Raw genomic sequence first — 23,416 nt, forward strand, 5'->3', positions numbered from 1 at the left:
CGCGACCGACCATGGAACAGGGTGCATGGCCCAACTGAATCGCCGGCGAGACGCCTCCGCGCTCCGCGTTCGGGGGAGAACCCGCCCGTCGGCATCGTCGTCAACGCGTGCGCGACGGCGTGTAGAGCGTCATGTTCGGGTCGACGCCGAGGAGGAACAGGCCGTAGAGCAGGGTCGCTTCGAGGACGGTGAAGCCGAGGTACGCCCCCCAGAGCGCGCGGGCCGTCTCGGCGATGCGCGGCGTGAGTTTCTCGATGCCGGGGCCGGGGGCTTCGGCGTCCATCAACTGCGCGCCGCCGACGGAGAGTTCGGGCAGGATGGCGACGGCGAGGACGACGATACCCATGCCGCCGAGCCACTGCGTCAGCTGTCGCCACATCATGATTGCGCGGCTGTGCGTGTCGAACGATATCTCGCCCAGCACCGTCGCTCCCGTCGTCGTGAACCCGCTCATGCTCTCGAACAGCGCGTTGGCGGGGTTCGCGAGCGTGGAGTTGGGGTGGAACGGCAGGACGACGGGCGGCAGGCCGTGCGCCTCCACGAGGTACGGTACCGCGCCGACGAGGGTGACGGCGAACCACGTCACGGCGACCATGAGAAAGCCCTCGCGGGCGCGGATGTCCGGGTCGGGTTCGAGGCGTTCGAGTCCCGCCCCGACGGCGACGGTGAGGGCGATGGTGACGACGAACGGTAGCACCGTCTCGCCGTAGTAGAGCGCCACGAGGAGCGGCAGACACAGGGGGACCGCGAGATACTTGAGGACGGTCCCGACGAGACTGAGGCTGGCTCGGTAGTCGACACGTAGCTTCATCGGAGCGTGTCTCCGTGCTCACGCGCCGAGACGTATTAGTTTACGGAAACGGAGCAGGCGTCACAGCATCGCCGTCACGTCGCCGACGACGGAGGCGTCCACGAACAGGACGACGTGGTCGCCCGCCTCGACGACGGTGTCCCCCCGCGGGGTGATGAACTCGCGGTTTCGAGTGATGGCACCGACGACGACGCCGTCCGGGAGTTCGGAGACCGACTCGCGAATCTCCCGGCCGGCGAGGATGCTCGCGTCGTCCACTTCGATTTCGAGCACCTCGGCCTTGTCCGACTCGATGAGGGCGACGTTCTCCGCGCCCCCCTCGCGCGTGAAGCGCGTAATCTCCTCGGCGACGACTTCCCGCGGGCTCACGCCCACGTCCACGCCGACGGCCTCGAACAGGTCGACGTACTCCGTCGTGTCGATGACCGCGACGGTGCGTTCGACGCCGAGACGCGCCGCGAGCAGGGAGACGAGCAGGTTCTTCTCGTCGGACTCCAGCGCCGCGACGACGAGGTCGGCCTCGCCGACGTGTTCGCGTTCGAGGAACTCCATGTCCGTCGCGTCCGACTCCATCACGACGGTGTCGGGGAGCGCTTCGGCGAGTGTGCGCGCCCGGTCGGGGTCGCGTTCGACCAGGCGCGGGCGGAAGCCGCGTTCCTCCAGCAGTCGGGCGACGTGGTAGCCGACTTCGGAACCGCCGACGACGACGACTTCCTCGGCGGCCCCCGGCGACTCGTCGGGGGCGACCGACCGGGCGAACTCCTGAACGCTCTTGGGCGTCCCGATGACGACCACTCTGTCGCCCGGTTGGATGACCGTCTCACCGCGTGGAATCTCGACGGTGCCGTTCCGGAGGATGGCGGCGAACGTCAGCGCATCGAAGCGGTCTGCCTCGCGGACGGTGACGTTCGTGATGGGGCTGTCTTCGTCCACCTCGAACTCGGCCATCTGCACCTGCCCGCCGGCGAACGGGTCCACGTCGCGGGCGGCGGGCAGGCCGATGATGCGGACGATGGACTCGGCGGCCAGCAGGTTCGTACACACCATGAAGTCGATGCCGAACGCCTTCTTCGACCGCTGCCACGTCCGGAGGTACTCGGTGTTCTTGACGCGGGCGATGGTGAACGCGTCGCTGATGGCCTTCGCCGTCGAGCAGACGACGATGTTCGTCTCGTCGTTGTCCGTCGAGGCGATGACCATGTCGGCGTCCTCGATACCCGCCTGTTCGAGCGTCGACAGCGCGGTCCCGTCGCCCGTGATTCCCAGCACGTCGAGCGAGTAGTTCATCTCCTCGACGCGTTCGGCGTCCCGGTCCACGACGACGACTTCGTGAACGTCGTCGAGGTCGGCCGCGATGCTCGACCCGACCTGCCCCGCACCGACGATTACTACTCGCATCCGAGGCGGCCTCCACGTTGCATTTCTGCCCCGATTTGCGAGCGAACCGGTATTCTTCTTTCGACATCGGCTCGCGCTCCCCGCCCGGTCGCGGGGCGGTCACGCACGAGTCGGACACCCGGCGGTCGGTCTCTGGTCGGCCGTTCGTCCGGCGGCCAGTCGCTCATCGGTCGCTCACTTGCGCCGGCGGTCGACGCTCAGGTCTATCCGGCGCCGCCGCCCCTCCAGGTCCTCGACGACGCGTTCGACGATGCGTTCTGCCTCCTTCTCCAAGACCGGTTTGAGCTTGTCTATCACCCAGCCGAACGAGACGAGTCGCGGGAGTTCGAACGAACTCTCGTCCGCGGACTCGGCGTCGTACGACACCTCGAAGAAGACCCGGCAGGCCGTCTCGGCGTCCTCGGGCGCGTCGTCGGGCAGTTCGTCCAGTTCCTCGACGCGCCACCGACCGTGGGCGCGGAAGTCCCGCACGATGCGCCACTCGATGCGGTCCGGCGGGTGGAGTTCGGTCACCTTCGAGTGGGCCGTGTAGTTGAGTTTCCACCACGTGAAGTGTAACGCGTATCGGGTGCCCGCCTCACCGTCGCCGCGTTGGGTGACGTCCTTCAGGTGCTTCGAGTAGTTCGCGTAGCGAGGGAAGTCGACGAGGAAGTCGTACACCTCCTCGCGCGGGAGGTAGACGACGGTGGTGACGACGATTTCGTCCACGAGACGCGAGTTGGGGGGCCGCGAACAAAGCCTTGTGGGGGTCGCGCCGGGCGGACGCCGGCCGGAACCGACAGCGGTACATCAGAAACTACTTCTGGGTGACAGAGCGTTGTCCAATCGAGATGGTGGGTGGGACGCTTCGGGATATCCGCTCTCACGTGAGCGGGTTCGCCGCGCCGACGGGCGCGTACGCCGTCGTCTGCGACCGAACCGGACGCGAACCGCTCCCGCTGACGGGGATGCGGTTCGGCTCCCGCGAGGACGCCGAACAGGCGGTCGAAGCCGCCTCGAACTACCGGTCGGCGCTCCGACGGTACGACCCGCAGTTGCCACACCACGAACCCCGGGTCCGCGCCGTGGCCGACGACACCGGCGTCGACCCCTCGTCCCCCCGCCGCGACGCGCCGGAGTCGGCCGACTCCGACGGCCGGACGCGCTACATCACCTTCTGTCACGACGTGTCCGCAGCGGTCTTCGAGTCGCTCTCGGCGACGGGCCACAGGCGCGTCGAGTCCGCCGCGATGGAGACGTACCTGACGCTGGCCGAGGTGGTCACCGAGCGGGACGACTTCTGTCTCACGATGCTGTGGAGCATGATGAGCGAACTCGACGCGCGACTCGACGCCGCCGAGCAACGGGTCGTCGTCGCCGAAGCCGCCGAGTTGCTCGCGGGGCCGAACGGCGGCGCGCGCCTGTCGGAACCGACGGTCCGGTCCGCCCTCGGGGCGACGACGGCGCGCCTCTGCGAGGCGTCGTTCGTCGACGAGACGGACATCGACGCCTGTCCCGGCGGCGACGCGTGGGAGGTGACGTTCGGGGACTACGCACTCGCCGAACGCACCGGTCGACTGCCGACGCTCCCGATAGCGGTCGAACTCGTGCGCCGCCTCCCCGACAGGCCCGTCTCGTTCACCGAGGCCACCCCCCTCGCGGACGGACGGTGGCGACTCCGCGTGGAGGCGGGTGCGAACCCGACCGGACTCGTCAGCCTCGACGCCACCGACGAGGGGCGACTGAACGACTCGGACTACCGGCTGTAAGGCGCTTCGACCCCGAACCGACGGACTCATCCTCGACAGGCTGGTACCGCTCCGCATGGAGCCGCGAGACTCGACCGACGTGCTCGTCGTCGGGGGCGGCGTCGCCGGCCTCACCGCCGCGACGTTCACCGCCCGCGCCGGCCTCGACACCCTCGTCGTCAACGACGGAGAGAGCATCCTGAACCGAAACGCGCACCTGGAGAACGTCCCCGGCTTCCCCGCGGGCGTGAACGCCCGCCTGTTCGGCGACTTGCTCCGCGAACAGGCCGACCGGAACGGCGTCGCCCGCGAGACGGGCCGCGTCCTCTCGGTCGAACGCGCCGCGGCGGACGGCGCGCGGTTCGTCGCGTCCGTCGACGCCGACGGGACGGTGGAGACGGTGCGGAGTCGGTTCGTCGTCGCCGCCTCGTGGGCCGACGCGGACTACCTCGACGAACTCGACGTGACGATACGCGACGCGGGGAGCAAACGCTACGTCGACGTGGACGAGGCGGGCCGCACGTCCGTCGAAGGCGTCTACGCCGCGGGTCGCATCTCGGAGCAGTATCACCAGGCCGTCGTCGCCGCGGGCCACGGCGCGGAAGTCGCCCTGACTCTGGTCCACGACAGCGACGTGGCGTACTACCACGACTGGGTGACTCCCGAGGGCTACTTCACCGACCGCGGGCGGGAGGTGCCGCCGGGATGCGAGGAGATAGACGCCGCCGAACGGGAGCGACGGGAGGCGGAGTCCCGCGAGGTGATTCGGGAGTTCTTCGCCGACCCGCACGAGGAACCCCAGCGCACGCACCCGAGTCTGGTCGACGACGAACTGGGCCGACTGGACGGGTAAGCGAACGACTCGTCACTCGTAAGCCGCGACGACGCCCGCCGTCGTGACGACGTACACTCGGGGGCCGGCGGCGACGACGCGCTCGGGAGTTCCCGATTCCGTCGACAGCGTCCACTTCGTCTCGCCCGTCGCGGCGTCGAGCGCGTGGACGCGGGACGACCGGTCGTCCGTCGCCCCCGCGAACAGGCAGGTGTCACCCGAGACGACGAGCGAGGTTCCCCAGTCGGCCACGGCCAAGTCGTCGCGCGCCCACCGCGTCTCGCCGGACGCGAGTTCGAGTGCGGTGACGGTTCCCTCGCCGTCGCCCCCGACGCCGGTTCCGTAGACGACGGTCGACTCGTCGGACGTGAGCGCGAGGTGGGGGTGACCGCCCTCCGTCGACACCGACCGGACGCGCGTTCCGTCGCGGCGATAGACGTGGAGACCCCCGTGGGTCCGCGCGCGCCCGCCCTGTCCGTGTCCCCGACGACGACGTACTCGTCGGTGACGACGGGCCACGTCGGGCGGCCGCGGGCACTCGTCTCCCACCGCACGGACGGGCCTCGCCCGAGGAGCGAGTCGATAGCCGTGGGAGACGACAGCGACTGGAGCGGTCCGGGCGCAGCGAGGAGGAGGTCCGTTCCGCCGTCACCGTCGGCCGCGACACCGGGGTACGTCGCGTCAGCCCCGTTCGTCCCGAACGTCCATCGGTGATTCCCGTCCGAGTCGAACGCCAGCAGTCTGCCGTGGTCACCGAGGAGAACGCCGTCGTCGGTCGGCAGGACGCCGTAGATGCGCGTGGTCCCGGTCGTGTTCGGATACGCGGTCTGCCAGCGAACCGTCCCGTCCCGGTCGAACGCGCGGACGTGTCTACCATCGGCAGTGTAGAGCGTGTCGGGCGCGAGCGTCGCTACTCGGGAGAGGCCGCTGGCGGGCGTCTGGTCTCCTCCGTGTGTGTTCCACTTCCATGCGCCGTCGTCTCGGCCCAACGCGTCCGTTCCGGTCTCACGGACGGCGTACACCGAGTCGGCCGAGACGAGAAGTCCCACGGGGGTCTCCGTCTCGAACGACCGCGACCAGCGTCGTTCGGGTTCCGAGTCGGGCGGCGTCGCGTTCGGCGCACAGGCCGTGTTCCGCGTGTCGTGCCGGGCGGTCCACCACTCGTCGGTCGGCGTCTCGGGCGCGCCGAACTCGTCTCCGCCGAGACACCCAGCGAATCCGCCGAGGGCCGCGACGCCGGCGCCGCTGAGCAGGTCCCGTCTGGAGGGCATCGGTTCGTAGTTCTCGAACGAAGATATGAACCTTCTCCCGTCACCCGCACCGGGCAGTTTTACCCGCCCCGCCTCGAACCGCACGACGATGCTGGAAGGCGTGAACGTCGCGTTGGGAGTCTCCGGAAGTATCGCCGCGGTGAAGGTGGTCGAACTCGCCCACGAACTCCGCCGGCACGGGGCGTCGGTCCGCGGCGTGATGACCGAGAGCGCGCGGGGCATCGTCCACCCGTGGGCCGTCGAGTTCGCCACCGAGAACGACGTGGTGACCGAGATTACGGGCCGCGTCGAACACGTCGAACTCTGCGGACGGGACGGGTGGGCGGACGTCCTCCTCGTCGCGCCCGCGACGGCGAACACCGTCGGGAAGATAGCCGGCGCGGTGGACGACACGCCGGTGACGACGTGCGCGACGACGGCACTCGGCGCTGACGTGCCCGTCGTCGTCGCGCCCGCGATGCACGAACCGATGTACGACCACCCGGGCGTCCTCGACGCCATCGACCGCGTCAAGTCGTGGGGCGTCCGGTTCGTCGACCCGCGACTGGAGGAGGGGAAAGCGAAGATAGCCACCGAGGAGGCCATCGTCACCGACGTGGCCCGGGCGACGACGACGCAGACGCTGGCGGGCAGACGCGTCGTCGTCACCGCCGGCGCCACCGCCGAACCGATAGACCCCGTCCGGGTGCTGACGAACCGGTCGTCCGGCCGGACGGGGCGGGAAGTGGCCCGCGCGTGCTACGTCCGCGGCGCGGACGTGACCCTCGTTCACGACGGCGGCGACGTGCCGTACGCCGACGTGGCGTCGGTGGAGACGAGCGCGGAGATGCTGGACGCCGTCCTCGACGCCGCCGACGGGGCCGACGCCCTCGTCTCGGCGGCGGCCATCTCCGACTACACCGTCGACGCCGCCGCGGAGAAACTCCGCTCGGGCGACGCCCGGACGCTCGAACTCGAACCGACGCCGAAACTCATCGACACCGTGCGCGAGGCGCACCCGGACCTCGCCATCGTCGGGTTCAAAGCCGAGACCAGCGGCGACGACGAGGCGATGGTCGCGGCCGCGCGAGGGATACTCGACCGGGCGAACCTCTCGTTCGTCGTCGCGAACGACGCCTCCGTGATGGGCGAAGCGCGGACCAGAACGCTGTTCGTCCGCGCGGACGACGTGGCCGAGTTCTCGGGGTCGAAGACCGCACTCGGAGAACGGGTCGCCGAGGCGTTGGCCGCCGAACTCTGAGCGCGGGTGAGAAGCGATTCGGGAAACCGACCCCCGGCGCGCGTCCGAGGCGGGGAGTCGAAAAACGCCGTTCAGTCGTCGCTCGGTGCGGCGTCGTCGGACCCGGCGTCGTCGGACGCGGATTCGGCCCCCGACTCGGGCGGTTCGACGGGCCACGTCGCCTCCTCCTCGAAGACGATGCCCAGTCGCTGGGCGGCCCGCGATATCATGTGGGCGCCGGTCGGCGCCGTGAGGAACAGGAACAGTACCGTCACGAGCGCCATCAGGCCGTCGCCGCCCGGGCCGTAGAAGACGAACCCGCCGAGCGCGATGCTGGCCGCCCCGAGCGTCGTCGACTTCGTGGTGGCGTGCATCCGGTTGTAGACGTTCGGCAGGCGGAGCAGTCCGACGGTGCCGACGATGAGGAAGAACGTCCCGACGGCGAGGAGGGCGACGACGAGTGCCGTCCGTAGCGGGCCGGCGGCGTGCGTCGCTCCCCCGCTCTCGGCGGCGAGTGGAATCAGCGGTGTCGAGAGTGACTGAATCATTCGATGATGTCCCCCTCCGTGACGTACCGCGCCACGGTGACGGTGCTCATGAAGCCGATGATGGCGAGCACGAGGCTCACGTCGATGAAGAAGCCCTGCAGCGTCGCCATCGCGTAGAGGACGGCGATGGCGACGACGTTCGTCCCGATGACGTCGAGCGCGACGACGCGGTCCGGGACGGTCGGTCCCTTGATGATGCGGTAGCTGACGAGGAGCGTGAGCGCCGCGCTGACGACGAGGGCGGCGGTCACGACGAGGTCGAGCGTCGGCGACACGTCGGCGAGCGTCTCAGTCGCCACCGCGCTCACCTCCGTCGGGTTCCAACTGCGGCACCGGGTCGCCCGGTTTCAGCTCCTCGTCGAAGATGACGAGGGCGTAGTCCTCCCACGTTCGTATCGGGTCCAACAGCGCGTCGCGGTCGGATCCGTCGATGCTGTGCACGTAGAGCGTGTTCGTCTCGGCGTTGTAGTCCATGGTGAGCGTCCCCGGCGTGAGGGTGATGCTGTTCGCGATGGTCGTGATGGCGAGGTCCGAACGGACCCGAAGCGGCACCTCGATGACGCGCGGGTCGATGGGCATCGAGGGCGCGAGTACCCGTCGCGCGACGTCCCAGTTGGCGGTCACGAGTTCCTTGACGAACACGAGCAGGTACAGAATCGCGTAGGGAGCGACCGTCACCGCGCGGGCGGGGCCGATCTGCGGGGTGTAGAAGCCGCGCAGGAAGTACGCGACGAGCATCCCGACGAGCAGTCCGATGAGGAACTCCTCGGCGAGTGCGCGCGGGGCGAGTTCGACCCCGCGGACGAATATCCAGAGGACGGCCAAGAGCAGTCCCGTGAGCGGCCAGCGTCGGGTCACGCGACCACCCCCGAGAGCGCCGCGGCCGACCCGAGGACCGCCTCGACGTAGCCGCCGGTGTCGAGGGCCGCTTCGGCCGCGGCCGTCGCCGAGACGTACACCGCCTCGAAGCCGAGGCCGAACGCGACGACGGCGACGGCCATCGCCGCCACGACGACGACTTCGACGGTGAGCGCGAAGCTCGTCGGCGGTCCGTCGTCGGGGGCGTCGCCGCCGTCGGTCCGTCCGCTTCCGGCGGCGACGGCCCCCTCCTCGGCCTCGACTTCGACGGGGCCGGCCCACCGACTCGGGATGGCCGCCTCGACGGCCGACCCGGGCGTCCCCCAGAAGGCGTCGTTCCACGCGCGCGTGTAGTACGCGATGGTCAGGACGGCCCCGAGGAGGGCGACGAAGATGGCCGCGCTCGCGCCGGCAGCGCCGCCCGCGAGGGCGTCGGCCGCCGTCTGGAAGACGAGCAGTTTGCCGAAGAAGCCCGAGAGGGGCGGCACGCCGATGAGCGTCAACGCGCCGAGGAAGAACGCGGCGGCGAGGACGGGCGCGCGGCGGGCCAGCCCGCCGAGTTGGTCGAACTGCGCGGTGCCGACCGCCTCCTGTACCGTCCCCGACGCGAGGAAGAGGAGGCTCTTGGCGAGGCCGTGGTTGAACGCGTAGACGAGTCCGGCCGTGACGCCGAGCGTCCGGACGGCCGTCGAGTCGGCCGTCGCGGCCACGGCGAACGGCAGGACGATGAAGCCGACCTGACTGATGGAGGAGTACGCGAGCAGTTCGTCGACGTCCGGGCGGCCGACGGCGCCGACACCGCCGAGGACGATGCTCGCGGTGGCCATGACGAACAGCACCGGACCGAAGAACGCGAGCATCGAGTCGCCGGCGACGAACGGGAGCGACACCGGCAGCGTCGCGGCGGCGAACACGGTGAAGTAGAGGCGGACGATGGCGTACACGCCCACCTTCTTCACGACGCCGGCGAGCATCGCCGTCACCGGTGCGGGCGCCGCGCGGTAGGCCGCCGGCACCCAGAACTGGAACGGCACCAGCCCGGCCTTCAGCGCGAACACGGAGAAGAGGACGGCCGCCAGCCCCAGCACCGGCGCGACGGCGACGTCGTACGTCGCCGGGTCGGCCAGCCTGCGCGCCAGGTCGGCCATGTTCAGCGTCCCAGTCGTGGCGTACAGGCCGCCGATGGCGAGCAGCATCACCGCGCTACCGATGAGGTTCAGCACGACGTAGTTCAGCGCCGCGCGGGTGTGTTCGGGACCGCTGTAGAACAGCACGAGGATGTAGCTCGACATCAGCATCACCTCGAACCAGACGAACAGGTTGAAGATGTCGCCCGTCAGGAACGAGCCGGTGACGCCGACCACCATGAAGTGGTACAGCGGGTGGTAGGAGAGTCGCTGGCCGAAGCTGTCCACGTAGAGGACGGAGTACGTCAGCGCGCACAGCGACACGACGGCCGAGAGGGCGACCATGAACGCCGACAGGGGGTCGGCGACGAGGACGATGCCGAACGGCGCCTGCCAGTCGGCCACCTGGTAGACGACGGTCCGCCCCGGGGAGCCGAGGGGGAGGACGACGCGGTGGAACAGGAGCGCGGCGGCGGCGAGGTAGCCGACGCCGCCGAGCAGGCTCACCGCCCGGTTGACGCCGTCGTTCGTTCGCGTCAGAAGCGTCGCGATGGCCGTCACGAGGGCGACCAACAGCGGTGCGACGACGACCGTACTCATTCGCCGTGACCTCCGAGTTCGTACATGTCGATTGTTCCGTGTTCCTCGTAGACGCGGTACGTCAGGACGAGTGCCAGCGCCGTCGTCCCGAAGCCGATGACGATGGCCGTCAGGACGAGGGCCTGCACGAGTGGGTCGCTCACCGACTCGGCGGACCCCCCGTGGCCGGTGATGGGCGCGAGCCCGGACAGCCCGCCCATCGTGACGAGGTAGACGTTGGCGGACTGGCTGATGATGGTGATTCCCCAGATGACGCGGACCACGTCCCGGCGCAGGACGAGGTACGTCCCGAGGGCGAACAGGGTGCCGAGGACGGCCGCGAGGACGAACTGCGTCATTCCCGTCCCACCTCCGCGGCGACGGTGAGCAGCGCGCCGACGACGGTGAAGAACACGCCGAAGTCGAAGAACAGCGCGCTCGCTACCTCGAACTCCTCGTACAGCGGGACGTGCTTGAAGAACCACACGCCCTGCGTGAGGAACTCGTACCCGAAGAGGATGGGGACGAGGCCGCTCAGGACGGCGAGCGCGAGCCCGCCGCCGAACAGCCAGCGGTACGTCTCGATGGGGCTGTGTCCGCTCTCGTCGGGCGACAGCCGCAGCACCTCCGTCTGAACGTAGTCGAGGCCGAAGATGACGTAGATGAGGACGAACGCCGCCACCGTGAGGACGCCGCCGATGAACCCACCGCCGGGGAGGTTGTGCCCCTGCAACAGGAGGGCGACGGCGGTGACGAGCATGAACGGCACGACGATGCGCGTCACCATCCGCGCGATGACCGTCGTTCGCCGGTCGGCCTCGTAGTCGTACGGCCGACTGTCGACGTCGCGTCCGCTCATTTCGTCTCACCCCGTTCGCGCATACGGACGAGCGTCAGGATGGCCAGCGCGGCCATCGCGACGACCGCAATCTCTCCCATCGTGTCGAACGCCCTGAAGTCCACGAGGATGACGTTCACGATGTTGCCGCCGCCGCCGTAGTCCGTGAAGAACGGCCCGTGTTCGGCGGGGATGCCCGCGCGTTCGGCGAGGAAGCCCGAGATGGGGTCGGCGGGCGAGGCGGCCGTCGTGACGAGGACGGTGACGAACACCGTCGCGCCGACGGCCACCGCGAGGACGCCGTCGCGTATCGCCCGCGAGGGGTTCACCTCGCCGTAGAACGCCGGCAGGCGGTTGAGGACGAGGAGGAAGATGACGAGCACCAGCGTCTCGACGACCAGTTGGGTCAGCGCGAGGTCCGGCGCGTCCGCGAGGATGTAGAAGATGGCGACCATGAAGCCGAGGATGGAGAGCGTGAGGACGCCCGCGACGTGCGAGGGCGCGATGTCCACCGCGACGGCCCCGACGACGGCCACGAGGAGGACGAGGAAGATGGCGGGCGTGACGGCGAACCCGGTGAAAGCGGGCAGGGAGACGCTCGCGGCGAGGTAGCCGCCCAGCGCCAGCACCGTGACGCCGCCGAGCCCCCACGTCGCGTACGTGCGGAGCAGTCCGTTCTGGGCGTGCGGAATCGACCGAACACTCGCCGTCGAGAGGCCCTCGACGCCGTTGTCGTACCACCAGTTCGCGCGCACGGGCCCGCGGAGCGCCGCGTTGATGGCGTCGTGCAGGCGGTCGTAGAACGGGAAGGCGACGGCACCGCCGAGGATGGTGAGTCCGCTCATCACCACGTACGGCGTCAGCTTCGTCGGGAAGCCGATGGAGAACCCGTGCGCCTCACCGGCGGCGACGCTCGCGTAGACGTGGCCGACGAACGCGTTGATAGGCGTCTCGGGACCCAGTCCGAGCGTCGCCGACGCGCTGATGCCGAGGACGAGCAGGGCGAGTATCGCGGGCGGCACGAGCATCACCGTCGGCGGCGAGTGGACGTGCCCCAGGGCGTCGGGTTCGTCGCCGAAGAACAGCGAGGCGAACTTGAGCGAGTAGAGGAACGTGAACACGCTCCCGAGGACGGCGACGACGGGGAACAGGTAGCCGAGGCCGCCGATGTCCGTCCCCGCGTACCACGCCGCTTCGAACAGCAGTTCCTTCGAGTAGAAGCCGTTGAACGGCGGGAGGCCCGCCATCGACAGCGACGCGACGACGGCGATGACCGCCGTCACGGGCAGATGCTTCCGCAGGCCGCCGAGTTCCGCTATCTTCCGCGTCCCCGCCTCGTGGGCGACGATGCCCGCGACGAGGAACAGCGCCGCCTTGAACGACGCGTGGTTCAGGATGTGGAACGCGCCGGCCTCCGCGCCGTACTCGTTGGCGAAGCCGAACGCGGCGACGATGAGGCCGAGGTGGGAGGCGGTGGAGTACGCCAGCAGTTCCTTGATGTCCGTCGACGCCACCGCCAGCACGGCGGCGACGGTCATCGTCAGCAGGCCGAGGACGGCGAAGAGCATCGTCCACTCGCCGAAGTACGCCGCCTCCTCGCTCAGGAACAGCGGTCGGAACCGGCCGACGAGGTAGACGCCGGCTTTCACCATCGTCGCGGAGTGGAGGAACGCCGAGACGGGCGTGGGTGCCTCCATCGCGTTCGGGAGCCAGATGTGGAACGGCACCTGCGCGGACTTCGTCGCCGCCCCGAGGCCGAGGAGGACGAGGGCCGGAATCAGGAGGCCCGCCTCGCCCAGACCCGCGCGGATGGCACCGGCGTTCTCGAGCAGGACGGGGAGGCTGTACGTCGCCTCCGGGAGGACCTGTCCGGACACCCAGACGAGAAGCAGGAAGCCGACGAGCATGAACAGGCCGCCCGAGACGGTGATGAGCATCGACTTCCGCGCGGCGTACTGCGAGGCGTCCTCGCTCGTGTAGTGGCCGATGAGGAGGAACGACGACAGACTCGTCAGTTCCCAGAACACGAACAGGGAGACGAGGTCGCTCGCGAGGGCGACGCCGAGCATCGACCCCATGAACGCCAGCAGCGTCGCGTAGTACTTCGCCTGCCCGGGTTCGCCGTGCATGTAGCCGCCGGAGTACGTGAGGATGAGTACCCCGACGCCGCTTGCGAGGAAGGCGATGAGGAGTGCCAACCCGTCCACGTAGAACGCCAGCGAGACCCCGAGCGAGGGAATCCAGTCGAACGAGACGGTTCCGTGTGCCCCCGCCAGATACAGCTGTGACACCAGTCCGAAACAGACCAGCGCCGTCGCCGCCGCGAAGTACGCGGTTCGCTCTCCGAGAACCCGGAAGACGGCCGGGGTGAGCGCCGCGGCGACGAACGGAAGGAAGACTACGGCGAGGACAACCTCCGGTGTCGGTTGCACGGAACCAACTCGGGTGAGACCGGACTTAGGTGTTGTCAAACCACCTCGTAAGTTCCGAGCCTCCCTCCGCCAGTTCTGTCAGCGAGAGAGACGGCTCGTGGGGAATCGGCGCCCGAACGGGCGGGCGAACCGGGGCGACACCACAGAAACGCCTATAGGGTCACCGCCATCCTGACTATCTGTATGGGTGACGAGACGGACGGCGACCACCTGCTCGACGTCCTCGGCGACGGGGACGCTCGGGACATCCTCGCTTCGGTGAGCGAGCGACCCCGGTCCGCGAAGGAACTCGGCGACGAACACGGCCTCTCACTCCCGACGGTGTACCGGCGACTGGACAAGCTGGCCGAACACGGGCTCGTGGCGTCGAGCGCCACCGTCGAAGACGACGGAACGCACTACAAGCGCTACGAGGCGACGTTCCACCGGGCCGTCGTCACCCTCCGCGACGGGGCGTACGGGACGCGCGTCGACCACTGCGAGGAGACGGTCGACGACCCGCCGTCCCGAGAGGCCCCCGGCGAGTGAGCGAACTCCGGACGCGCGAACGGCCCCGCGAGGACCACCGCTCGGGGACGCGCGACACGTCACTCGATTGCGACGAATCCGCCGCTGACGGCGCGTTCACGGCGGTGTGCGGCGGGCGTTTTTTTCTTCGCGTGAAAAATCACCTATAGCTTTATGTGACATTCTGCTAATTCAGAATCGCATGAATGTTCCAGGCGTGGATTCGGGGGATGGGAGACTCCCGCGTCGGAACGGGAGGGTGAGTGGATGATTCACAACCCAGCCCAGATGAAAAGCGCGAACTGGCCCGGTCCCGACAGGAACGTCGCGGTGAAGACGTTGGAGTCGGTCGCCGACGAATCACTCGACCTCGTCGCGGTCTACGGCGCGACGGCGTTCGACCTCTTCCACGTCAGCGACGAACTCTCCGCGTCGTACGACGACAGGACCGCACTCGTCGAGCGACTCTCGGACCTCGCCGAGGAGATGCGGCAGGACTTCGTCCGCCACGGACTGTTCGCGGGGCTTCGGCCGACCCACGAACGGGTCGAGTACAAATCGGGGACGCTCGACGGACGGAAACTGCTGCAGGTGTACTGCGGCGGCCGCGGGATGCTCCTGGTGGTGAGCACCGACGAAGACGAAGAACCGCTCGTCCGCGCCGTGATGGGTCTGCTCAGCGTCTGAGCGACCGTCCCGTCCTCCGAGCGACGCGCTGTCACGCCCCGTGTGGTCGACTGTGTACGGGCGACAGAACCGCCACCTTTTATTTCGGACCCGATGAACCGGCGACATGGACCAGTTGCGGCAGTCGCTCCTCGAAGCGCCAATCATCGAGAAGGGAGACTACGAGTACTTCGTCCACCCCATCAGCGACGGGGTGCCGATGCTCGAACCGGGCCTCCTGCGCGAGATAGTCATCAAGATCATCCGGAAGGCGGACCTCGAAGACGTGGACAAGATAGTGACGCCCGCGGCGATGGGCATCCACATCTCCACGGCCGTCTCCCTGATGACCGACATCCCGTTGGTGGTCATCCGGAAGCGCGAGTACGGTCTCGAGGGCGAAGTCTCCCTGAGCCAGCAGACCGGGTACTCCGAGAACGACATGTTCATCAACGACGTGAAGGAGGGCGACCGGGTGCTCGTCCTCGACGACGTCCTCTCGACGGGCGGGACGATGTGTGCGGTCCTCGACGCGTTGAAGTCCACCGGCGCGAACGTCGTCGACACCGTCGCGGTCATCAAGAAGGCGGGACCGAACGAACTCGACGACACGGACCACCACGTGAAGACGCTCATCAACGTCACGGTCGAGGACGGTCAGGTCGTCATCGTGGACGAAGACGGCGACGACTGACGCGGAAAATCCGCGCTCTTTTGCCGCGTGCGGCGAGTCGTCGGGAGTGGCGACCACGGCCGTAAACCGCCGAATAAACACCGTTCGAAGGGTGAATTTCGAATTTTTCCAACCGAGGCTATTTGCGTCGATGGTTATTTTTGGAATCTATGCCATCCGACAACACGGACAACCGAATCAATCGGCGCAGTTGGCTCAAAGCGCTCGGCGTGGGGGGCGCCGCGGGCCTCGCCGGCTGTTCCGGGAACGGAGACGGGACCGGGACGGAGACGACGGGCGGCGGCGGTGAGACGAGCGAGTCGACGGACGCCGACACCGAGGCGGCCGACGACTCCGGTCGGTCGGTCGGCGGGACGTACCGGGAGGCGCTCTCCACCGACGCGAAGTCCGTCAACTTCCTCTTTCACAGCGACACCTCCTCGGCGAAGTTCGTCGACGCGACGATGGACTACGCCCACGAGTTCAAGGCCATCGGAGAGGTCGTCCCGATGTGGATCGAGTCGTACTCCGAGACGGACAAGCAGGAGTGGACGTTCACCCTCCGCGACAACCTCCGCTGGAGCGACCCGTACGGGCAGCTGACCGCTGAGGACTGGGTGTACACCGCGCAGAACCTCTACGGCGCGATGTCGCCCGAGGAGAGCGAGACGAAGGAGAACTGGGCGGGCGTCGTTCAGTACTCCGACTGGAACGACCTGACGATAGAGAAGACCGGCGACCTGACGATTCGGGTGACGACGCCGGAACCCGAGCCAGCGTTCATCGCCTCCACCGCGTTCTGGGGCGGGCGCTGTCTCCCGAAGGACCTCGTCCAACCGTACGTCGAGAATCAGGACGTCGAGGGGCTGAAACAGGACGAGGAGCTCAACTCCCTGTCGTACACCGGGAACCTCGGGCCGTACGACTTCGAGGAGTGGCAGCGCGAGTCCCGCTTCGTCGCGACGCGCGCAGAGGACTACTACCTCCGCGAGGTGGCCGGGTCCGAGGCCATCCCGGAGCGGTTCGCCGAGGCACCGTACTTCGAGCGCTACGAACTCCAGATCATCCCCGAGGAGTCCACGCGACTCGCCTCGCTGAAGGAGGGCGACCTCACCTTCTTCGAAGACGTCCCCTCCCAGAAGGTCGAGCAGTTCCGGGGGATGGACCACCTCAAGTTCCGCTTCCCGCCGAACCCGTTCTGCGGGATGACGTACTACAACCAGCGTCCCAACGGCTGGGAGATGCTCCAGAACCGGGACGTGCGGCGGGCGCTCTCGACGGCCGTCTCGAAGACGGCCATCGCGGAGAACATCTACCGCGGGTTCCCCACCGTCGCCCAGACGTTCCAGCCCGAGTGGTCGCCGTGGTATCTGACCGACCAGGTCGAGCAGTTCGGCGTCGGCGACTCCTACGGCGCAGAGCAGGCGCGGTCGATGATGGAGGAGGCCCTGTCGGGCACCGACTACGGCTACGACGGCGACACGCTCGTCGACGGGAACGGCGAACAGGTCGAACTCACGTTCGTCTACCGCGCGGGGTCGCAGAACAACCAGACCGTCGCGGAGTTCTTCAAGCAGGAACTGGCCAAAATCGGCATCGCGGTCACGCCGACGAACGGCGGCCCGTTCAACACGCTCCAGAACAAGTACATGCTGAACACCACCGGCGAGGGGTCCCCGAGCTTCAACGCCGGTCCCGAGGCCACGTCGCAGGAGCCGTGGGACCTGCTGTACGGCGTCGCGCTGAACGCCTACCCCATCAACCCCGACGGCTCCAACGTGTTCTGGGTGCCCGACGGCGGCTTCAACTTCTACGGCTACGAGCCCGAAGCGCCCATCGCCGACCTCTACTCGGAGGCGCGCACCGCCACCGACCAGCAGACGCGACAGGACGCGTTCGCCGAGATATTCGGCGCGCTGAGCGAGGAACAGCCCGCGAACTTCCTCAACTTCAGCGTCTACAAGAACGCGTACGCGGAGAACTACATGGGCATGCCCGCCGAGGGCGAGTACGACTACCTCGAGAGTTGGGACAGTTCGACCTGGTACCTCGCCGAACAGTAAGCGAAGGCGCACCGCGCGCTCTTTGGACTATCTCTGCCAATGACTAGCACGAAACTACCATGAAGTGGTACATCGTTCGCCGCCTCGCGTGGACGGTCGTCGCGACGTTCATCATCCTGTCTCTCACCTTCGGGCTGATGGCGGCCTCTCCGGACCCGCAGGCCGCGTCGTACGTCGCCGAACAGGTCCAGACCGGCGGCGACTTCGAACAGGCACAGGAATCGTACGAGAAGGCAGAGGGCTGGACCGACCGCTCTGGGAGCGCTACACGAACTACATGGTCGGCATGGCGACGCTGGACTGGGGGTGGTCCGAGACGCGGTCACAGCCGGTGACGCAGGCCATCGCCGAGGCGTGGCCGTACTCCGTGATGTACGGGACGCCCGCGCTGATCATCTCCACCGTCCTCGGCGTCGCCATCGGCCTCTACTCCGCGACGCACCGGAACTCGCTGGAGGACTACGCGGCGTCCGCGTTCGCCTTCTTCGGCATCAGCATCCCGGACTTCTGGTTCGCCATCCTGATGATTCTCGTCTTCGGGGTGTGGTTGGGGTGGATTCCCATCTACTACCACTCCGACGTGCCGTGGCTGTCGCTCGAGAACGCCCGGCAACTGGTCGCCCCGACGCTCGTCGTCACGCTCTCCTCCATCGCCAGTGAGATGCGCTTCTCGCGCGCGACGGCGCTGGAGTACGTCAACGCGGAGTTCGTCAAGACGGCGAAGGCAAAGGGCGCGAACAGTTGGCGTCGGGTGACGCGGCACATCTTCCGGCCCGCGCTGGTCCCCCTCTCGACCATCCTCGTCGGCGACATCCTGAACATCGTCCTCGTGAGTTCGTACCTCGTGGAGGTAGTGTTCGGCATCCCGGGACTCGGGCAGTTGAGCTACAAGGCTATCCTCCAGCAGGACGTGGCGCTGGTCCTCGCGACGGTGCTCATCCCGACGTTCATCGCCATCGTCGGGAACCTGTTTCAGGACCTCGCGTACACGGTGCTGGACCCCCGCATCGACTACGGTGATCGGTGATGGCGGCCGAAGACTATCAGGACCGGTTCGAGGACATCGACTGGGACGACCTGCAGCGCTCGGGGTTCGACGTGCTGACCGCACAGAGCGCCGGCTTCCTCGTCTCGATGGGACTGCTGGCGCTCGTCTTGGCGTACGACTACTTCCTCGTCTCGGGCGGCGACCCGACGGTCAGCGTGGCGACGCCGTTCGACTGGGAGTTCGTCTGGGACGTGACCCAACTCGACTGGCTCCTCGTCGCCACCCTCGTCACGGTGGCGTTCTACGCCGCCTACCCGCTGTACGACAACCCGCGGATGACGCGGCGCTACTGGCGGGAGTTCCGGAAGAACCGCGCCGCGGTGGTGAGCGGCGTCTACCTCGTCCTCGTCTTCGGACTCGGACTCGTCGGCCCCCTGTTCGTCGCCAAGCCCGAACTGAACGTGCTGGCGACGTACCAGCGCCGGTGTTCCTCTCGGTGCCGCAGTCGACGGTCGGCACCTGCGTCGGCCCCGTCGCGGACGGCATGTGCCAGGGGACGTGGCAGTACCCGCTCGGCACGACCGGACAGGGGAAGGGAATCATGGAGAGCGTCGTCTACGGGATGCGCGTCAGCCTCGAAGTCGGCCTCGTCACGCCGCTCATCATCGTCCTCATCGGGACCACCGTGGGCACCGTCGCCGCCTACTCGGGCGGCCTCGTGGACGAACTGCTGATGCGGTACGTGGACATCCAGCTGACGTTCCCGACGTTCTTCCTCTACCTGCTCCTCCTGTACCTGTACGGCGGCACGCTCTTTCTCCTCATCGTCATCTTCGGCATCACGAGTTGGGGGTCGACCGCCCGACTCGTCCGCTCGGAGGCGCTGCAGCGACGCGAGGAGGAGTACATCCAGGCCGCCCAGTCCGCGGGAGCCAGCGAGTTCTGGGTCATCCGGAAACATCTCGTCCCGAACGTCTCGAACACCGTCATCACGAACGCGAGCCTGCTCATCCCGAGCCTCATCCTGTTCGAGGCGGCGTTCTCGTTCCTCGGCCTCGGCGACCCGACCATCCCCTCGTGGGGACAGGTCATCGCCGCCGGCCGGAGCGACATCGACACGGCGTGGTGGATATCGACCATCCCCGGCGTGTTCCTCTTCACGACCGTACTGGCACTCAACTTCGTCGGCGACGCGTTGCGCGACGCACTCGACCCGCGCTCGGAGGACTGACATGACGGAACCACTACTCTCGATACGGAACCTCAAGACGCACTTTCACACGGACGACGGAACGGTACGCGCGGTGGACGGCGTGAGTCTCGACGTCGACCGCGGCGAGACGGTGTGCGTGGTCGGCGAGAGCGGGTCCGGGAAGACGGTCACCGCCGAGTCCATCACGCGACTCGTCCCGGAACCGCCGGGCGAAATCGTCGACGGCGAGGTGCGATTCGACGGCGAAGACGTGCTGTCGATGTCCGAACGCGAACTCGAATCGCTCCGCGGCGGCCGCATCGGCCACATCTTCCAGAACCCGCAGGGGGCGTTGAACCCCGTCTACACCGTCGGCTGGCAGGTCCGCGAGGCCATCCAACTCCACGACGACTCGGTGACGAACGACGAGGCCCGCGAACGCACCATCGACCTGCTGGACCGCGTCGGCATCCCCGACGCGACGAGTCGCGTCGACGACTACCCGCACGAGTTCTCCGGTGGGATGAAACAGCGCGTCGTCATCGCGATGGCGCTGGCGTCGAACCCGGACCTGCTCATCGCCGACGAACCGACGACGGCGCTGGACGTGACCATCCAGATGCAGATTCTCCGCCTCCTGAACCAGATTCAAGAGGAGTTCGACACGGGCATCGTGATGATAACCCACGACCTGGGCGTCGTCGCCGAAGTCGCGGACCGCGTGGTCGTCATGTACGCGGGGAAGGTGATGGAGGAGGGCGACGTGTACGAGATATTCGAGAACCCCTCGCACCCGTACACGCGCGCGCTTCTGGAGTGTCTGCCCGGCCGCGGCGAACGGATGGAGGCCATCGGCGGGTCGCTTCCCTCCCCCACGTCGCCGCCCGACGGCTGTCGGTTCCACCCCCGGTGCCCGCACGCCGTCGGCGACTGCGAAGCCGGCGAGCAACCGCCGATGTACGCCGTCGAGAGCGGCGACCACACCGTCTCGTGCGTCCACTTCGAACCGGGGGCGGACCCCGCCGTCGTCCTCGGAGACGACGGGTCCGACGCCGTCGGCGGTGCGCGCGCGGACGGCGGGGCGGACGGCCCCGCTACCGAGCCCGAACGGGGAGGTGACGACAGATGAGCGCCGACGCCCCCCTGCTGGAGGTGCGGAACCTGAAGAAACACTACCCCATCACCGAGGGCGTGCTGAAGCGACAGGTGGGGAACGTCCGCGCCGTGGACGGCATCAGCTTCGCCGTCGACCGCGGCGAGACGGTCGGTCTGGTCGGCGAGTCGGGGTGCGGAAAGTCCACGGCGGCCACGTCGTTGCTCCGCCTGGAGGAACCGACCGACGGCGAGGTGCTGTTCGAGGGGCGCGACATCACCGGCTACGACGACGCGGAACTGAAGCGGTTCCGCCGCGAGGCGCAGATGATATTTCAGGACCCGACGTCCAGTTTCGACCCCCGGATGTCCATCGGCGAGTCCGTCGCCGAACCGCTGACCGTCCACGGGATGCGTGACCGCGAACGCCGCAGGCGCATCGTCGAGGACCTGCTGGAACGCGTCGGCCTCTCCGCCGGCGACATCGACCGCTACCCGCACGAGTTCTCCGGCGGGCAGAAACAGCGCATCGCTCTCGCCCGCGCGCTGGTGTTGAACCCGAAACTCATCGTCGCCGACGAGCCCGTCTCGGCGCTGGACGTGTCGATTCAGGCCGAGATTCTCTCGCTGATGAAGGACGTGCAGGAGGAGTTCGGACTGGGGATGCTGTTCATCAGCCACGACCTCTCGGTCGTCCGCGAGATATGCGACCGCGTGGCCGTGATGTACCTCGGCGAGATAGTCGAGTTCGCCCGGACGGGGGACCTGTTCGAGAACCCGCAACACCCGTACACGCGGGCGTTGCTCTCCTCGATTCCGCAACCCGACCCGACGAAACGCGGCAGCGCCATCGAACTCACCGGCGACGTGCCGAGTCCGTCGAACCCGCCGTCGGGGTGTCGCTTCCACACGCGGTGTCCGGAGGTCATCCCGCCGGACGACTACGAGTTCGAACAGGAGGCGTGGCGGTCGGTGATGGACCTCCGCGGCCGCCTCGCCCGCGACGGCGTCGACGCGGCGGCGGTCCGCGAGTTCGTCGCCAGCGAGACCGACCAGTCGCCCGAGTCGGTCCCGACGGAGCGAATCGAGCGCGAGGTTCGCCGCGAGTTCGACATCCCCGACAGCCTGTCTGACGCCCGCGCGGAGTCCGTACTGTCCGAAGCGCTCGGACTGCTGGCGAACGGCGACCAGTCGGAGGCGCGGGCCCTCCCCGCCGAGGAGTTCGAGACGGTGTGCGAGACGACGGCGCCGGAACTCCGACGGACGCCCGCCGGTCACACGGCGTCGTGCCACCTCGTCGACGAGACGCAGTCCGTCTCGACGCCCTCGACGAGCGACTGAGTCCGGCCGCGTCCGCGACGACGAGAAGCCGCGCCGAACTGCCGGGGCCGCGTCACTTTTTTCGGCGGGCGACCGTACTGCGGACGCATGTCCGACACGACAGCGCTGTTCATCGTCAGCGAAGCCGGGTACTGGGGCGAAGAGTGCGTCGAGCCGTTGACGACGCTCTCGGACGCGGGCGCGATGTCACCGTCGCGACGCCGACGGGCGAAAAGCCCGTCGTAGACGAACGCTCCGTTGACCCCGACGAGGTGGGCGAGGAGACGTCCGAGAAGGTGCTGGAGGTACACGAGAACGACGAGCGACTGGCCGACCCCGAACCGGTGGCGGCGGTGGACGCCACCGACTACGACGCCCGTCGTCCTCCCCGGCGGCCACGGTACCGAGTGGGACGTCAATCAGGACCGCCACGTGCGACAGGCGCTTCTGAGCGCCGTCGGCGGCGACCAGGGGAAGGCGCTCGTCGTCTGCCACGCCGTCGGCATCCTCGCGTTCACGCGCGAGGCGGACGGGAGCTTCCTCGTCGAGGACCGCGAGGTCACCGGCTTCCCGAACGAGTGGGAGGAGGGCATCGTCGACGAGAACGACCTGATGCCCGACGGGCGGAAACTCCCCTACTGGGTCGAAGACGAGGTGAAGGCCGCCGGCGGCGTCTGGGACGCCGAACTCGACCAGGACGCGAGCGTCACGGTGGACGGTGACCTCGTCACCGCGCGCGGGCCGGGGTCCTCGGCCGCCGCCGCGGAGACGCTACTCGAAGAACTGGGCGTCGAACTCGAAGCGTAGTCGCGGTACCGACGACTCGGCGGCACGCGGCCCCGAGTCGGTCACTCTATCTTGAACACGGCCTCTTCGATGCGTTCGGACCGACAGTCCGGACACCGCGAGGGGTAGTTCACCGGGTCGTCGAACGCCGAGAACCCGCACTCTCGGCACTCCGGCGGCGCGACGAGGAACTGCTCGTCGTCGTCGGCCGAGTCGACGGACCGAGCGACGTGTCTGAGGTGGTGGTACGCGGACGACCGGGGGATACCGACCGTCTCCGAGAGGTCCGAGGCAGTCCGCGGGGCGTCGCGGAGGGCGTCGGCGATTCGCTGCCGCGTCGTCGCGTCCGAGTCCGACTCCGACATGCACCGCCGTACGCGCCCATCACGTGTATGTGTTCTCCTCCGATGGGCCGGAGCCGGGACGCTCGGGATGGGAACGGTTGCATCCGGAAGTGTCCCGTTCTCACACGGCTTTCAGCATCCGAGA

At 68.2% G+C, this 23,416-nt stretch carries 20 protein-coding genes and 5 pseudogenes; 13 read left to right on the plus strand and 12 right to left on the minus strand.

Features of this window, described 5'->3' with window-relative positions:
- The 3 genes and pseudogenes from GJ632_RS05750 to GJ632_RS05760 form a co-directional block, all read right to left on the minus strand.
- Nucleotides 1-811: pseudogene (locus GJ632_RS05750) on the minus strand (potassium transporter TrkG); the annotation flags it as partial.
- A 60-nt stretch (nucleotides 812-871) separates the two neighbouring features.
- Nucleotides 872-2,296: pseudogene (gene trkA, locus GJ632_RS05755) on the minus strand (Trk system potassium transporter TrkA); the annotation flags it as partial.
- Between the two features lie 87 nt (nucleotides 2,297-2,383).
- Nucleotides 2,384-2,917 (minus strand): SRPBCC family protein, encoded by a 534-nt coding sequence (locus GJ632_RS05760; protein ID WP_343161048.1) that lies wholly within the window; start codon nucleotides 2,915-2,917, stop codon nucleotides 2,384-2,386.
- Between the two features lie 122 nt (nucleotides 2,918-3,039).
- Here GJ632_RS05760 and GJ632_RS05765 point away from each other — a divergent pair, with 122 nt between their 5' ends.
- Together GJ632_RS05765 and GJ632_RS05770 are read left to right on the plus strand one after the other, a co-directional pair.
- Entirely contained in the window at nucleotides 3,040-3,957 is a 918-nt protein-coding gene (locus tag GJ632_RS05765) for a hypothetical protein (RefSeq protein ID WP_191452374.1), read from the plus strand.
- A 55-nt stretch (nucleotides 3,958-4,012) separates the two neighbouring features.
- Nucleotides 4,013-4,789, plus strand: a complete 777-nt coding sequence (locus GJ632_RS05770; RefSeq protein ID WP_191452375.1) for an FAD-dependent oxidoreductase — start codon at nucleotides 4,013-4,015, stop codon at nucleotides 4,787-4,789.
- Between the two features lie 12 nt (nucleotides 4,790-4,801).
- On the opposite strand, the gene GJ632_RS23140 is transcribed toward GJ632_RS05770, so the two are convergent.
- Nucleotides 4,802-5,173, minus strand: a complete 372-nt coding sequence (locus GJ632_RS23140) for a PQQ-binding-like beta-propeller repeat protein (RefSeq protein WP_191452376.1) — start codon at nucleotides 5,171-5,173, stop codon at nucleotides 4,802-4,804.
- Nucleotides 5,174-5,206: 33 nt separating this feature from the next.
- Here GJ632_RS23140 and GJ632_RS05780 point away from each other — a divergent pair, with 33 nt between their 5' ends.
- Nucleotides 5,207-5,482: a hypothetical protein gene (locus GJ632_RS05780; protein WP_191452377.1), complete on the plus strand. Its 276-nt coding sequence runs from the start codon at nucleotides 5,207-5,209 to the stop codon at nucleotides 5,480-5,482.
- Nucleotides 5,483-6,127: 645 nt separating this feature from the next.
- The gene (gene coaBC / locus GJ632_RS05785; protein ID WP_191452378.1) at nucleotides 6,128-7,279 is read left to right on the plus strand and encodes a bifunctional phosphopantothenoylcysteine decarboxylase/phosphopantothenate--cysteine ligase CoaBC; all 1,152 of its coding nucleotides are present in this window, start codon (nucleotides 6,128-6,130) and stop codon (nucleotides 7,277-7,279) included.
- 71 nt (nucleotides 7,280-7,350) lie between these two features.
- Here the strand turns inward: coaBC and mnhG are convergent, their stop codons facing one another.
- The 7 genes from mnhG to mbhE are packed head-to-tail and all read right to left on the minus strand — an operon-like array spanning nucleotide 7,351 to nucleotide 13,640.
- Nucleotides 7,351-7,806 (minus strand): monovalent cation/H(+) antiporter subunit G, encoded by a 456-nt coding sequence (mnhG, locus tag GJ632_RS05790; protein WP_191452379.1) that lies wholly within the window; start codon nucleotides 7,804-7,806, stop codon nucleotides 7,351-7,353.
- Nucleotides 7,803-8,105 (minus strand): monovalent cation/H+ antiporter complex subunit F, encoded by a 303-nt coding sequence (locus GJ632_RS05795; protein WP_089805709.1) that lies wholly within the window; start codon nucleotides 8,103-8,105, stop codon nucleotides 7,803-7,805. Before GJ632_RS05795 ends, mnhG begins: the two co-directional genes overlap by 4 nt.
- Nucleotides 8,095-8,664, minus strand: a complete 570-nt coding sequence (locus GJ632_RS05800) for a Na+/H+ antiporter subunit E (RefSeq protein WP_089805706.1) — start codon at nucleotides 8,662-8,664, stop codon at nucleotides 8,095-8,097. The genes GJ632_RS05795 and GJ632_RS05800 overlap by 11 nt, the downstream gene beginning before the upstream one ends.
- Nucleotides 8,661-10,391 (minus strand): complex I subunit 5 family protein, encoded by a 1,731-nt coding sequence (locus GJ632_RS05805; RefSeq protein WP_191452380.1) that lies wholly within the window; start codon nucleotides 10,389-10,391, stop codon nucleotides 8,661-8,663. Before GJ632_RS05805 ends, GJ632_RS05800 begins: the two co-directional genes overlap by 4 nt.
- On the minus strand, nucleotides 10,388-10,729 hold the full coding sequence (locus GJ632_RS05810; protein ID WP_089805702.1) for a sodium:proton antiporter: 342 nt from the start codon (nucleotides 10,727-10,729) through the stop codon (nucleotides 10,388-10,390). The genes GJ632_RS05805 and GJ632_RS05810 overlap by 4 nt, the downstream gene beginning before the upstream one ends.
- A complete protein-coding gene (locus tag GJ632_RS05815; protein WP_089805700.1) occupies nucleotides 10,726-11,229 on the minus strand; it encodes an MnhB domain-containing protein in 504 nt (167 codons plus the stop codon). Before GJ632_RS05815 ends, GJ632_RS05810 begins: the two co-directional genes overlap by 4 nt.
- Complete coding sequence (mbhE, locus tag GJ632_RS05820; RefSeq protein ID WP_343161049.1) at nucleotides 11,226-13,640, minus strand: hydrogen gas-evolving membrane-bound hydrogenase subunit E; 2,415 nt, start codon at nucleotides 13,638-13,640, stop codon at nucleotides 11,226-11,228. Before mbhE ends, GJ632_RS05815 begins: the two co-directional genes overlap by 4 nt.
- Nucleotides 13,641-13,823: 183 nt before the next feature.
- On the opposite strand from mbhE, the gene GJ632_RS05825 reads away from it, so the two are divergent.
- The 9 genes and pseudogenes from GJ632_RS05825 to GJ632_RS05865 all read left to right on the plus strand — a co-directional run bounded on the left by GJ632_RS05825 (nucleotide 13,824) and on the right by GJ632_RS05865 (nucleotide 22,948).
- Nucleotides 13,824-14,168, plus strand: coding sequence for a winged helix-turn-helix domain-containing protein (locus GJ632_RS05825; RefSeq protein WP_191452382.1), 345 nt, complete (start codon nucleotides 13,824-13,826; stop codon nucleotides 14,166-14,168).
- Between the two features lie 267 nt (nucleotides 14,169-14,435).
- Nucleotides 14,436-14,834 (plus strand): hypothetical protein, encoded by a 399-nt coding sequence (locus GJ632_RS05830; protein WP_089805694.1) that lies wholly within the window; start codon nucleotides 14,436-14,438, stop codon nucleotides 14,832-14,834.
- A 106-nt stretch (nucleotides 14,835-14,940) separates the two neighbouring features.
- Nucleotides 14,941-15,507, plus strand: a complete 567-nt coding sequence (hpt, locus tag GJ632_RS05835) for a hypoxanthine/guanine phosphoribosyltransferase (RefSeq protein ID WP_089805692.1) — start codon at nucleotides 14,941-14,943, stop codon at nucleotides 15,505-15,507.
- Nucleotides 15,508-15,656: 149 nt separating this feature from the next.
- The gene (locus tag GJ632_RS05840; RefSeq protein WP_191452383.1) at nucleotides 15,657-17,549 is read left to right on the plus strand and encodes an ABC transporter substrate-binding protein; all 1,893 of its coding nucleotides are present in this window, start codon (nucleotides 15,657-15,659) and stop codon (nucleotides 17,547-17,549) included.
- A 59-nt stretch (nucleotides 17,550-17,608) separates the two neighbouring features.
- Nucleotides 17,609-18,576, plus strand: a pseudogene (locus GJ632_RS05845) (ABC transporter permease).
- Nucleotides 18,576-19,768, plus strand: a pseudogene (locus GJ632_RS05850) (ABC transporter permease). Before GJ632_RS05845 ends, GJ632_RS05850 begins: the two co-directional pseudogenes overlap by 1 nt.
- Before the next feature lies 1 nt (nucleotide 19,769).
- Nucleotides 19,770-20,858 carry an ABC transporter ATP-binding protein gene (locus tag GJ632_RS05855; RefSeq protein WP_191452384.1) on the plus strand — a complete coding sequence of 363 codons (1,089 nt, stop codon included), beginning with the start codon at nucleotides 19,770-19,772 and terminating at the stop codon, nucleotides 20,856-20,858.
- The gene (locus GJ632_RS05860) at nucleotides 20,855-22,162 is read left to right on the plus strand and encodes an ABC transporter ATP-binding protein (protein ID WP_191452385.1); all 1,308 of its coding nucleotides are present in this window, start codon (nucleotides 20,855-20,857) and stop codon (nucleotides 22,160-22,162) included. Before GJ632_RS05855 ends, GJ632_RS05860 begins: the two co-directional genes overlap by 4 nt.
- 87 nt (nucleotides 22,163-22,249) lie before the next feature.
- Nucleotides 22,250-22,948, plus strand: a pseudogene (locus GJ632_RS05865) (type 1 glutamine amidotransferase domain-containing protein).
- Between the two features lie 41 nt (nucleotides 22,949-22,989).
- Here GJ632_RS05865 and GJ632_RS05870 read toward each other — a convergent pair.
- On the minus strand, nucleotides 22,990-23,292 hold the full coding sequence (locus tag GJ632_RS05870) for a transcriptional regulator (RefSeq protein WP_089805678.1): 303 nt from the start codon (nucleotides 23,290-23,292) through the stop codon (nucleotides 22,990-22,992).
- Nucleotides 23,293-23,416: the final 124 nt, after the last annotated feature.

Source organism: Halogeometricum sp. CBA1124 (genome assembly GCF_009741955.1).
In the GTDB taxonomy this organism is placed as follows: Archaea; Halobacteriota; Halobacteria; order Halobacteriales; family Haloferacaceae; genus Halogeometricum; species Halogeometricum rufum.